The following is a 12,441-nucleotide window of genomic DNA, read 5'->3' as shown; positions in this document are numbered from 1 at the left end:
GGACCCGCGATGGACCACGATCTGATATCGGAGCTCCAGCAGCTCGGCATCAAGCTGAGGCTCTCCGGCGACAGTCTCGACGTGATCGCGCCGCCCGGTGCGCTCACCGCCCGGCTCCGGGACGAACTACGGGCACGGCGCGACGAGTTGATCACCCTGCTGCGCGCCACCGAGAAGGGTGCCGAGCCGACGGCGCTCACCGCGCGGCCGGACGAGCGGCACGAGCCGTTCGTCCTGACGGACATTCAGCACGCCTACTGGATCGGCCACAACCGTGCCCTGGAACTGGGCGGGGTGGCGACACACTTCTACTTCGAGCTCGACCGCGACGGCCTCGACGTGGCACGCCTGGAGAGGGCCCTGCGGAAGGTGATCGCCCGGCACGACATGCTCCGAGCCGTGATCGGGCCGGACGGCCGCCAGCGGGTGCTCTCCGAGGTCCCGGAGTACGGGATCCGGTTCTACGACCAGGGCGACGCGACCGAGGACGCCTTCGAGGAACACCTGCGGACCCTGCGGGCCGAACTCGACCACCAGGTCCTCGCCCCCGACACCTGGCCGCTGTTCGACATCCGCGCGACCCGGCACCGCGACGGGCTCCGTCTGCACATCAGCCTCGACCTGCTCATCATGGACGCCTACAGCTTCGACCTCCTCTTCCGTGACTGGCAGCGTCACTACGAGGACGAGACCTGGCAGCCGGAGCCGTTCGCGATCGGCTACCGGGACTTCGTCCTCGCCGAGGAGGAGAAGCGCGACGGAGCCCGCTACCGGGCCGCCGAGAAATACTGGCTGGACCGCCTCGACGAACTGGCCCCCGCCCCCGACCTGCCCCTGGCGATCCAGCCCGGTTCGGCGGACCGCACCGTCTTCACCCGGCGCCGGGCCGGCCTGCCCCGCGAGCAGTGGGAGCTGGTCAAGAAGAACGCCCGGGAACGCGGCCTCACCCCGTCCTCCGTCCTGCTGGCGGCCTTCACCGACGTGCTGCGCCTCTGGACGCTGCAGAGCGACTTCACCCTCAACCTGACGCTCTTCAACCGGCCCGCCGAGGTCCACCCGCAGCTCGGCGAGATCATCGGCGACTTCACCTCGCTGACCCTGCTCCAGGTGAGCGGCGGCCAGGACCAGACCTTCGCCCGGCGGACCGCGGGCTTCCAGCAACAGCTGATGAAGGACCTGGAACACCTGTCGTACAGCGGTGTCCGGGTCCTGCGGGAGCGGGCGCGGCGGCTCGGCAGCGGACCCGGGGCCGGGATGCCGATCGTCTTCACCAGCGCGCTCGGCTTCTCGGGCGACGCCGACGCGATGGACGGCATGGCCTTCTTCGGCGAGTACCGGCACGGGGTGAGCCAGACCCCCCAGGTCTGGCTCGACCACCAGGTGCTGGAGGAGAACGGGGAGCTGGTCTTCAACTGGGACGCGGTGGAGGCCCTGTTCCCCGAGGGCCTGCTCGACGACATGTTCGCCACCTTCCAGGCCCTGCTGGACCGGCTGAGCAGCGAGCCGGGCCTCTGGGACGCCCTGGGCCCGACGGTCTCGGCCCCGCGCCCGCAGCTCGAACAGCGCGACGGAGTCAACGCCACCGGCCTCGACCTGCCCGGCGGGACACTGCTCGGCATCGTCGCCGAGCAGGCGCTCCGCACCCCGGACGCCACGGCCGTGCTGTCCGACAGCGGCCGGCTCGGCTACGGCGAGGTGATGGCCTCGGCGTACCGGCTCGCGCACCGGCTCGCGGGGCTCGGTGCGACGCCCGGCACGCTGGTCGGCGTCGTGCTGGACAAGAGCCCGGAGCAGGTCCCGGCGGTTCTCGGGGTGGTGGCCTCCGGCGCGGCCTACCTCCCGGTCGATCCGCAGTGGCCCGCGGCCCGCCGTCGGCAGCTGATGGAGTCCGGCCGGGTGGGCGTCGTGGTCACGTCGTCCCGGTACCGCGACGAGCTGGACTGGCCCGACGGGACGGTCCTGGTGGCCCTGGACGACGCCGAGACCCTGGCGCAGCCGGACTCGGCGCCGGACACCGCACCGGCGCCCGAGGACCTCGCCTACGTCATCTTCACCTCCGGCTCCACCGGCGTCCCCAAGGGCGTGATGATCGACCACCGCGGAGCCGTGAACACCATCCAGGACCTCAACCGGCGTTTCTCGGTGGGCCCGACGGACCGGGTGCTCGGCCTCTCCGCGCTGACCTTCGACCTCTCCGTCTACGACGTCTTCGGCACCCTCGCGGCCGGCGGCACCCTCGTCCTGCCGAGCGCCGAACGCTCCTACGACCCCGTCTGCTGGGCCGAGCTGGTGGAGCGCCACGGCATCACCGTGTGGAACTCGGTGCCCGCCCTGATGCAGCTGTGGGCCGACTCGTCCGCCCGCCCGTCCGAGGAAAGGGCCGGTGACCTGCGGCTCGTGCTGCTCAGCGGCGACTGGATCCCGGTGGCGCTGCCCGACGCGGTCCGCGCCCGGCACCCGCGGGCCGAGGTGATCAGCCTGGGCGGCGCCACCGAGGCGTCCATCTGGTCGGTGCACCACCCGATCGGCGAGGTCCCGCCGGCGTGGACCCGGATCCCGTACGGCAAGCCGCTGGCCAACCAGACCCTGCACGTCCTCGACGACCGGTTCGAGGCACGGCCGGTGTGGGCGACCGGCGAGATCTGGATCGGTGGCACCGGCGTGGCCAAGGGCTACTGGGCCGACCGGGAACGCACGGCGGAACGCTTCGTACCCCACCCGGAGACCGGCGAACTGCTCTACCGCACCGGCGACCTGGGCCGCTACCTGCCCGACGGGGACATCGAGTTCCTCGGCCGCCGCGACTTCCAGGTGAAGATCAACGGCTACCGGGTGGAGCTCGGCGAGATCGCCGCCACCCTGGAACGGCTCCCCGGCGTGAGCCGGGCGATCGCCCGGGTGGACACCAACCCCGCCACCGGCCGCCGCCAGCTCGTCGCCTACGCCGTCCCGGCCGGGACCGGGGCGCCGGAGAGCGCGGAGCTGCTCGCGGAGCTGGCCGGACTGCTCCCCGACTACATGGTCCCCAAGCACTGCCTGTTCATCGACGCCATCCCGCTCAGCGCCAACGGCAAGGTCGACGCCGCCGGACTGCCGGTGCCCTGGAGCGAGCTGGACGCCTACGAGATCGTCGCTCCCCGCGACGAGACCGAGGCGGCCGTGGCAGCCATCTGGGCACAGGCCATGGAGTTCGACGGCTTCGGAGTGGAGGACAACTTCTTCGAGATCGGCGGCGACTCCCTGCACGCCGTGCAGATCCTGACCCGGGTGCGGGAGGAGTTCCACTGGGAGGGCGACACCGAGGAAGGACTCCAACTGCTCTTCGAGAACCCCACGGTGGCCGGACTGGCCGCCCTGCTCAAGGCCCGGCAGGAGGCCTGACCCGGTGAGTGCGGAAACGGGAATCCCGTACTGGGACGACGTGGTCGTCGGCGCGGGCTCGGCCGGCGCGGTGCTCGCCGCCCGCCTGTCCGAGCGGCCCGGACGCCGGGTCCTGCTGATCGAGGCCGGGGAACTCCCGGACGGTACGGACGAGCAGGCCGGGGTGCCGGTCCTCACCGGCCGCAACTGGGATTACACCGCGCTGCCCACGGCAGGCGGCAGACGGGAGTTCCCGTACGGGGTCGGCAAGGCCGTCGGCGGCTCCTCCGCCGTCAACGGCGCGCTCGCGCTGCGCCCCCTGCCCGCGGACCTCGACGCCTGGGCGGCCGCGGGCAACACCGAGTGGGACTGGGAGCAGCTGCGGCCGTACCTGATCGGCCTGGAGACGGACGAGGACTTCAAGGGGCCGGCGCACGGCACGGACGGGCCGGTACCGATCCGCCGGGCCGCCGCGGATTCGCTCGCCACCACGGCCGAGGCCTTTCTCCACGGCTGTGCGCGCCTCGGGCTGCCCGTCCTCGGGGACCTGAATTCCGGCGCCGCCCTCGGGGCCGGGGTCACCCCGGCCAACGCCGTCGGCGGCCGCCGGATCTCGTCGGCCGAGAGCCATCTCGCGGCGGCCCGGGAACGGACCGGCCTGACGCTCTGGACCGGCACCCTGGCGGCCCGGGTGCTGCTGGACGGACGGAACAGGGCCACCGGCGTCGAGGTACGGCGCGACGGGCGGCTCCAGCGAGTGGCGGCCGGACGGGTGACCCTGGCCGCCGGAGCGGTCAACACGCCCGCGCTGCTCCAGCGTTCGGGCATCGGTGACCCCGGGCTCCTGGCCGGGCTGGGCATCACCCCCGCCCTGGACCTGCCCGGGGTGGGACAGAACCTCGCCGACCATCCCGCGGTCGTGCTCTGGTCCGAACCCCGCCCCGGCGTCTGCCGGGCGGGGGACAGCTGGCACCAGGTCACCGCGCGCTGCGCGTCCGTCCCGGCGGGCGGCGCGGCGGACATCGGGCTGTTCCTGCTGGACGCGGTGCCCACGGCGGCGAATCCGCTGATCGGCGGCATGCTCAGGGCCGAGCTCGCCGTGGGGCTGTCCGCCATGGTGCTGCGGCCCGCCTCCCGGGGCCGGGTCACGATCCGGGACACGGACGCCGGGGCCGCGCCGGAGATCGTGCTCGGCCTGGCCACCGACCCGGCCGATGTCGAGCTGCTGATGGCCGCCGTCCGGCAGGCCTGGGAGCTGCTGCGGTCGGCGCCGATGGCCGGGCTGCTGGAACGGGTGCTGGTCTGGACCGACCGGATGGTGGGCGAGGACCGGCTGCTGCGCGGAGCGGTCACCCGGTTCGTCTCGCCCAGCTGGCACGCCGTCGGCACGGCCCGGATGGGACCGGTGGACGACCCGGGCTCCGTGGTGGACCAGCGCTGCGCGGTCCACGGCGCCGAGGGGCTGTACGTCGTCGACGCCTCGGTGTTCCCCACGATGACCAGCGCCCCGCCCAACCTGACCTGCCTCGCACTCGCCGAAAGGGTGGCCCGATGGATGAGCTGACCCGTACCCCGACCCTCGCCCGGACCGGCGCCTGGGCCGTCCGCCGCAAGCCGCTGCCACAGGCCCGGCTCCGGCTCCTCTGTCTGCCGCACGCCGGTGGGGGCGCGGCCGCCTTCCGCGCCTGGGGGCAGCGCCTGGAGCCGGAGATCGAGGTCGTGCCGATCCGGCTGCCGGGGCGTGAGTCCCGCTTCCGGGAACGCCCCTACGAGCGGCTCGACGACCTGCTGCCGCCGCTCCTGCGGGACATCGCCCCGCTGCTCGACCGGCCGCACGCCTGGTTCGGCCACAGCATGGGCGCCGGCATCGCCTTCGAGCTCTGCCGGGCACAGCGCCGGCTCGGGCTGCCCGAACCGGACCGGCTGCTCGTCGCCGGACTGCCCGCGCCGCACCTGCCGCGCCGGGCGACCCCGGTGCACGACGCACCCCCGGACGAACTCTTCGCCAGACTGGGTGAGTTGAACGGAACATCGGCCGAGGCCCACGCCGACAACCCGATGCTGAACGTCATGCTGCCCACCCTGCGGGCCGACTTCGCGGTGGCCGAGACCCGCACCCACCGCCCCGGCCCGCCGCTGGACTGCCCGGTCACCGTCTACGGCGGCCGGTCGGACGCCTCCACCACCGAGGAGGAACTCGACGCCTGGTCCCGGCACTCCGCCGCCTCCACCACCGTCCGGCTCTTCCCCGGCGGGCACTTCTTCCCGCACGACGACCCGGACCGGTTCCTGCCGGTCCTGGCGGACGACCTGCTCGGGCGGCGGTCGCAGCACCGGGCCGTGAGCAGCGGGTCGTAAGGCCGCTGACGAGGGACGGGGGCGACGGGCGAGGCGGCGGAGCGCAGCCGATGCTTTAGCGGCCGGGCCGAAACTGACGCCGTGCCGGCCGGTGCCCCGCTCCGGCCGTGCCCGCCGCTCCGCCCGCCCGGCCCGGCATCCCCCGTTGCTCTCTCCGGGCAGGCGGAGCGCCTCGGCAGGCTCTCCGGCCACCGGACGGGCCGTGCGGGGGCGCCCTCGGTGCCGGCGGTCACCGCCCACCGAGAGGAGACCCCGCACGATGAAGCGCTATCTCACCCGCGCGTCACAGCCCTCCCCGGGACGCATGCGCATGTTCTGCTTCCCCTACGCGGGCGGAGGAGCCTCGGCGTACGCCGGCTGGCAGAGCCGACTCACCGCGGACATCGAGGTCCTTCCGGTGCAACTGCCGGGCAGGGAAGGGCGGATGAACGAACCGCGCTTCACCGACCTGCACGCGCTGGTGGCCGAGCTCGACGAGGAGATCGGGCCGGAGCTCGACCACCCGCACGTGCTCTACGGGCACAGCATGGGCGCCCTGATCGCGTACGCGCTCGCCCAGCACCGGTACGTCCGCGGCAGCCGGCTGCCCGCGGCCCTCGTCCTCGGCGGCCACCGGGCCCCGCACCTGCCGGCTCCGCTGCCCGACGACCCCGGCATCCGTGACGAGGAACTGGTGCGGCTCCTGGACGGCCACGGCGGTCTGCCCCGCGTGCTGCTGGACCATCCGGAGTGGCTGTCCGCGCTCCTGCCGACCGTCCGCGACGACCTGCGGCTGTGCGCCGCCGCCGGAACGGTCGACCGGACCCCGCTGCCCGTGCCGCTGCACGTCTTCGGCGGGTCCGAGGACCGGCTGGTCACGGTGGACGAGGTACGGGAATGGACGCGGTACTCCACGGCGTACGGCGAGACCCTGGTGGTGCCCGGCGGTCACTTCTTCATCCGCGAGGAGGACTCGTTCCTCGACCGGCTCTCCGCCCTGCTGCGCCGCTACGAGTCCCGGCCCGACCTGGCCGGAGCCGGTCCGACGGATGCCCGGCAGGGCTGAACGCCCGGCGGACCGGCCGCTTTTAGCGGTGCCAAAGCAGGCTCTCCGACCATGCGGACAAGGGGTGGGACCGCTCCGGCGGTCCGCCGCCCCGACAGGCTGTCATCGACTAGGGGGACCATTGACCACGCGCACGCTCGACTCCGTAACCGTGGCCGGGGCCGCCAACGCCGCCGGCTCCGAGCACGCCGATCGGATCGCCAACGCGGCCGAGGCGTTCCTCGGCGCGGCCGCCACCGCGCGTCCCGGCGCACCCGCCGTGCGGGACCGCTACGGTGCCTGGACGTACGCGGAGCTGGACGCCGCGGCCGACTCCTTCGCCCGGATCCTGGACGGCTACGGCATCCGGCCCGGCGACCGGGTGCTGGCCCGGGTGGGCAGCATCCGCGAGTTCACCGCGCTGCTCTTCGGGACCTGGCGGCGCGGCGCGGTCCTCGTCCCGATCAACCCGGCGATGAAGGCCTTTCACCTGCAGCCGGTGCTGGCCGACTCGACACCGGCGCTGATCGTGGCGGAGGCGGCGGAGCGCGAGGAGGCCGACGGGCAGCGCTGGCCGTCCGGGGTGCCCGTCGCCGTCGTCTCCGAGCTGGACCTGTCCGGGCCCGCCGACCCGGCGGGGCGCACCGAGGCCGAGGTGCCCGCCGACCGCCTGGCACTGCTGATCTACACCTCCGGCAGCACCGCCGCACCCAAGGCCGTGGCCTGCCCGCACGCACAGGTCGTCTTCGCCGCCCGAGCGGTCGCGCAGCGGCTGAACTACCGCCCGGACGACGTCGTGCTCACCGCGGTACCGCTCTCCTTCGACTACGGCCTCTACCAGGTCCTGCTCTCCGCGCTGGCCGGCGCCGAGCTGCTGCTGTCGGGCCCGGAGAGCCACGCCCGGCTGCTGGGGTTCGCCCGCGACCACGGTGCCACCGTGGTGCCGCTGGTGCCCTCGCTGGGTGAACTGCTGGTGCGCCTGGCCTCCCGCGATCCGCGGCCGACCCGGATCCGGCTGTTCACCAACACCGGCGCGGCGCTCAACACCTCGCTGATCACCTCGTTGCGGGACGCCTTCCCCGGTGCGGCGGTGGCTCCGATGTACGGCACCACCGAATGCAAGCGGATCACCGTCCTGGAACCCGACGGGGACCTGGCGCGGCCGACCTCGGTGGGGCGGGCGCTGCCCGGCACCGAGGTCCTGGTCGTGGACGAGGACGGGCGGCGGCTGCCCCCGTTCGAGATCGGCGAGATCGCGGTGTGCGGACCGCATGTGATGGCGGGGTACTGGCAGGCCCCGGAGCCCACCGCGCTGCGGTTCCGGCCGAGCCCGGAGGACGGCCGGGTGACGCTCCACACCGGTGACTACGGCTGGCTGGACGAGGACGGGTACCTGTACTTCCAGGGGCGGCGGGACGACCTGTTCAAGCGGCGCGGCTCGCGGATGAGCACGGTGGAGATCGAGGCCGCGGTCCTGGACATCGACGGGGTCCGCGAGTCGGCCCTGCTGGCTCCGGAGGAGGGCCGGGACATGGTGCTCTTCGTCGTCGGCGAACTCACCGCGGAGCAGGTGCTGGCGAAGCTCGCCGACCGGCTGGAGGCCGCCAAGGTGCCGGAGCTCTGCCAGGTGCTGCCCGCCCTGCCGCTCACCGCCAACGGCAAGACCGACAGCAAGGCGCTGCGCGCCCTGCTGGCAGCCGACCCGGCGGCGCAGAGCCAGCCGTGAGGCTCTGACCGCGGACGTACGGCACACGGCCCGTCCCCCCGGGGGGACGGGCCGTGTGCCGTTGCGTTCAGTGCTGGAGCAGCCACCAGATCCGGTCGTACGCCGCCACGTGGTAGAGGACCAGCACGATCAGGAACCAGCGGGCGGCCTTCTGCATGCCCGCGTGCCACAGCGCCGCGGCGCCGCCGCCGAACACGGCCACCTCCAGCAGCAGGCGCAGCGGCCCGGGGGTGTCGAACGTCGTCTCGCCCGAGCGGGCCTCGTCGCCCGCGGTGGCGAAGTCGCCCCAGACGATGGCCACCACCACGGGTATCGCGACCACCGCCACGTAGCGCAGCGGGCCCGGCACCCGTCGCCAGCCCCACAGCCCGAAGCAGTACAGGGCGAAGAGCTCAAGAAGGAATCGGATGCCCAGGAATACCGGGTTGTAGGCCAGAGCCAGGTTGGTCGTCGTGCTCATTTCCCCTCCTCCACCGTGTTCTTCAGCGCGCCCAGCCAGCCCCGCAGGACCGTGGTCAGCTTCGCGCTGCTGTAGTACAGGCCGATCAGCGCGCCGCCGATCGACTCCTCGGACCGCACGATCGTGCGGCCGTCCGGCCCCGGTCGCAGCAGAAAGCGGTGGACCCCCCGTGAGCCGGCCAGCCGGCCTGTCCAGGCGATCTCCTCCCCGGGCGTCACGACCGCCAGTGTGGAGCGGATCCGCATGCCGTTCAGCACCCAGCGGAAGGCCAGGTCCGGAGCCGGGGAATCACCGCTCAGCTCCGCCTCCCGGACACCGGGAACCCAGACCGGCCATCGTGGAATGTCGGTGAGCACCTGCCAGATGACGTCCGGCGGTGCGTCGACCGTCACCTCGCACGCCGCGACGACCGGTGCCCGGTCGTCGATCCGCCCGCTCTTCGCGTACTCCGTGTGCAGTGTCTGCATGGATGGGCCGACGTACGCCGCCCTGCTGAGTAACGAGCCCTTGGACCCGGTCATGGGGACACCTCCTGCTGGTGGATGGGGATATGGACAGGGAGAGGGGCGGGTGCGTACGGGGGTGTTGGGGCCGATGCAGCGTGCCCCCCGTCACGGACCGCGCCCCTTGATCGTCACTCTACGGGGCTCGATCGGCGGTCCGCCGGGACTGTTTCGACTTCGTGCGCGGACCCGGGTCCGGCCGGTGGCGGTGTGCGGCCGGGCAGCAGGAAGGCGGCGAGCAGGGCACCCGCCGCCACTACGGCTGCGGCGACCCCCAGTCCGGCCGCGGCGGCGTGGTCGAAGGCCTGCCGGGCGGCGGACGCGAGCGCGGTCCCGGCCTGCCCACCGGTACGGTCCGCGAGCTCCAGGGCGTCGTGCAGCGAGCGGCCGGCCGTCCCCGGCAGATCGGCCGTCCCCGTCGCGTAACGGCGGGCGAGCACGGTGCCCACCACCGCCACCCCCAACGCGTTGCCCAGCTCCTGCATGGTGTCGGTGAGGGCCGCCGCGGAGCCCGAACGGTCCGGGTGGACCAGGGACATGGCCGTCTCGGTCGCCGGTGCCATCGCCAGCCCGAAGCCGATTCCCGCGAGCACCAGACCGGCCAGCACCGGCGGGTACCCACCGTCCACCACACCCACCACCAGGACACCCACGGCGGCCAGCGCCATCCCTCCGGTGACACCGCCACGTACACCGAGACGGGCGGTCAGCCGCGGCGAGAGCACCGAGCCCAGCGCCACCGCGAACGCGCTCGGCATGATCCCGAGCCCGGCCTTCAACGGGCTGTAGCCCAGGCCGAACTGCAACCGCTGGGTGAGCACGAAGAACGTCCCGGCCAGGCCGACCATCAGCAGCATGTTCCCGGCCCCCGCCCCCATGAAGGCGGGCTTGCGCAACAGGGCCAGATCCATCATCGGGTGCGGGTGCCGCCGTTCCCAGGCGACGAACGCCACCGCGGCGACCGCACTGCCTCCCAACGCCCCCAGCACGCTCGGCGAGGACCAGCCGTGCCCGGAGACCTGGATCACCCCGTAGACCAGCGCGGCCATCGTGCCGGCGCCCAGCAGCGCCCCCACCGGATCGGCGGCGCGCGGCACCGGATCGGCCGACTCCGGCAGCAGCACCGCACCGGCCACCAGCACCAGCGCCACCGGCACCAGGTTCACCAGGAACACCGACCCCCACCAGAAGTGGCCGACCAGTGTGCCGCCCAGCACGGGACCGGCCGCCACACTGAACGCGGAGACGGCGCCCCACACACCGATCGCCCGCGCCCGCTCGGGGGCCGGGAAGACATCCACCAGGATCGCCAGGGTGCCCGGCATCACGAACGCCGCACCGAGACCCATCACGGCGCGGGCGACCAGGAGTTGGGACGGACCGTCGGCGAGCAGCGCCACCACGGAACCGGCCCCGAACGTCGCGGTGCCGGCCAGGGTGGCCCGCTTGCGGCCGTAACGGTCGCCGAGCGTCCCGGCCGTGAGCAGCGCCCCGGCGAACACCAGCATGTAGGCGTCGACGATCCACTGGATCTGCGAGATGGACGCGCCGGTGCTGCGGACGATCTGCGGGATCGCGACGTTGAGCAGGCTGTTGTTGAGCAGGATCGCGAACAGCGCGGCGGACAGCACCGCGAGCACCCACCACCGGCGGGGGTCCGGGGCCGCTCCGTCCTGGGGGGATTCCTCCATGCTCGGCTCCTGTCGTAGGCGGGGCGGCTCGCGATCGCGGCCGCCGCGCCCCCAGAATCGGCCGCCGGGCTGAAGCCGGGCTTGTGCGCCCGCGGCCACCCGCGGATCCGGGCGTTCGTTTTAGCGTCGCCCAAGTCGGCGCTTGGAGGATGCCGGTGACGGCGGGGTGGGGCGAAGCTCCATTGCCTGGCGAGCCGTCACGAGGAATGGAGGCCCAATGCGCTGGCAAAACATGTACGTGTCGGGGACCGGGGCCTGGCTGCCTCCGGCAGTATCCGCGCGCTCCGCCGTCGACTCGGGAGAGTACGACCCCGAGCAGTTCGAGGCCGACGGGCTGCTGTCGGTCCGGGTGGCCCCCGACGACGTCGCACCGCCCGACATGGCCGTGCAGGCCGTGACCACCGCGCTCAAGCGGTCCGGGGCCTCGCCCGAGGACGTCCCGCTCCTGGTGCACAGCTACATCTACTTCCAGGGCATCGAGGGCTGGCCGGTGGCCTCCTACGTGGCCAACCACGCCGTCGGCACCCGTGTGACGGCGGTGGAGCTGAAGCAGGAGTGCAATGCCGGTCTCGCCGGACTCGAACTCGCCGCCCACCGGCTGGAGTCGGCCGCGCCGGGCACCAGCGCGGTGCTCAGCACCGCCGACCGGTTCGGCGCGCCGCTGATGCGCCGGTGGCGGCAGGAGCAGGGCATCGTCTACGGTGACGGCGCCGCCGCGGTGGTGCTGTCCAACCAGCGCGGCTTCGCCAAGCTGGTGTCGACCGCGACGGTCTCGAACAACTCCCTGGAAGCGGTCGTCCGGGGCAAGGGCTTCGAGCCGCTGCCGCAGGGCGAGCAGGAGACCCTCAGCGAGCGGGTCGGTCACTACATACAGAAGCACGGCAGCCTGCGGGAGGCGACCGAGCGCCTCGTCGCCGTGGTCGGCGAGGCCATCGACACCGCCCTCACCGACGCCGGCACCGACCGGCAGGGCCTGGCCTGGACGGTCATCCCGGCGACCGGGCGCAGCAAGATGGAGTGGCAGGTACAGAAGATGCTCGGCGTCACCGAGGAGCGCACCACCTGGGAGTTCGCCCGCCGCGCCGGCCACCTCGGCGCCGCCGACCAGTTCGCCGGACTCAACGACCTGGCCGAGACCGGCGCGCTGCGCGTCGGCGACAAGGTGCTGCTGGTCGGCAGCGGTTCCGGCTTCACCTGCACCTGCGCGGTGCTGGAGATCGTGGCGGAGCCCGACTGGCAGGCCGCCGGCGGCCCCGGCACCGAGGTGGGTCCGTGACCCGGCCGCTCACTCCCGCCGCCCGCGCGCTGTCACGGAAGGA

9 protein-coding genes are annotated in these 12,441 nt (G+C 73.4%); 6 read left to right on the top strand and 3 right to left on the bottom strand.

Annotation, left to right across the window (positions count from 1 at the left end):
* Positions 1-9 precede the first annotated feature (9 nt).
* The 5 genes from GA0115234_RS04625 to GA0115234_RS04605 all read left to right on the top strand — a co-directional run bounded on the left by GA0115234_RS04625 (position 10) and on the right by GA0115234_RS04605 (position 8,468).
* The gene (locus GA0115234_RS04625) at positions 10-3,381 is read left to right on the top strand and encodes a non-ribosomal peptide synthetase (RefSeq protein WP_093539548.1); all 3,372 of its coding nucleotides are present in this window, start codon (positions 10-12) and stop codon (positions 3,379-3,381) included.
* A gap of 4 nt (positions 3,382-3,385) precedes the next feature.
* Positions 3,386-4,924, top strand: a complete 1,539-nt coding sequence (locus GA0115234_RS04620) for a GMC family oxidoreductase (protein WP_093539547.1) — start codon at positions 3,386-3,388, stop codon at positions 4,922-4,924.
* Positions 4,912-5,718, top strand: a complete 807-nt coding sequence (locus tag GA0115234_RS04615) for a thioesterase II family protein (RefSeq protein WP_093539546.1) — start codon at positions 4,912-4,914, stop codon at positions 5,716-5,718. The genes GA0115234_RS04620 and GA0115234_RS04615 overlap by 13 nt, the downstream gene beginning before the upstream one ends.
* A gap of 259 nt (positions 5,719-5,977) precedes the next feature.
* On the top strand, positions 5,978-6,763 hold the full coding sequence (locus GA0115234_RS04610; protein ID WP_237541092.1) for a thioesterase II family protein: 786 nt from the start codon (positions 5,978-5,980) through the stop codon (positions 6,761-6,763).
* 151 nt (positions 6,764-6,914) lie between these two features.
* Positions 6,915-8,468: a class I adenylate-forming enzyme family protein gene (locus tag GA0115234_RS04605; protein ID WP_370803824.1), complete on the top strand. Its 1,554-nt coding sequence runs from the start codon at positions 6,915-6,917 to the stop codon at positions 8,466-8,468.
* 67 nt (positions 8,469-8,535) lie between these two features.
* On the opposite strand, the gene GA0115234_RS04600 is transcribed toward GA0115234_RS04605, so the two are convergent.
* The 3 genes from GA0115234_RS04600 to GA0115234_RS04590 all read right to left on the bottom strand — a co-directional run bounded on the left by GA0115234_RS04600 (position 8,536) and on the right by GA0115234_RS04590 (position 11,122).
* The gene (locus GA0115234_RS04600) at positions 8,536-8,928 is read right to left on the bottom strand and encodes a YrdB family protein (protein ID WP_093539544.1); all 393 of its coding nucleotides are present in this window, start codon (positions 8,926-8,928) and stop codon (positions 8,536-8,538) included.
* Positions 8,925-9,449 (bottom strand): SRPBCC family protein, encoded by a 525-nt coding sequence (locus GA0115234_RS04595; protein WP_093539543.1) that lies wholly within the window; start codon positions 9,447-9,449, stop codon positions 8,925-8,927. The genes GA0115234_RS04600 and GA0115234_RS04595 overlap by 4 nt, the downstream gene beginning before the upstream one ends.
* 113 nt (positions 9,450-9,562) lie before the next feature.
* Positions 9,563-11,122 (bottom strand): MFS transporter, encoded by a 1,560-nt coding sequence (locus tag GA0115234_RS04590; RefSeq protein WP_093539542.1) that lies wholly within the window; start codon positions 11,120-11,122, stop codon positions 9,563-9,565.
* A gap of 217 nt (positions 11,123-11,339) precedes the next feature.
* Between GA0115234_RS04590 and GA0115234_RS04585 the strand changes: the two genes are divergently transcribed.
* Positions 11,340-12,398, top strand: coding sequence for a ketoacyl-ACP synthase III family protein (locus GA0115234_RS04585; RefSeq protein WP_093539541.1), 1,059 nt, complete (start codon positions 11,340-11,342; stop codon positions 12,396-12,398).
* Positions 12,399-12,441: the final 43 nt, after the last annotated feature.

Source organism: Streptomyces sp. DvalAA-43 (assembly GCF_900091725.1).
Lineage (GTDB): Bacteria > Actinomycetota > Actinomycetes > Streptomycetales > Streptomycetaceae > Streptomyces > Streptomyces pulveraceus.
The sequence above is the reverse complement of the archived record's forward strand: the minus strand, read 5'-3'. Positions and strand labels throughout refer to the sequence as shown.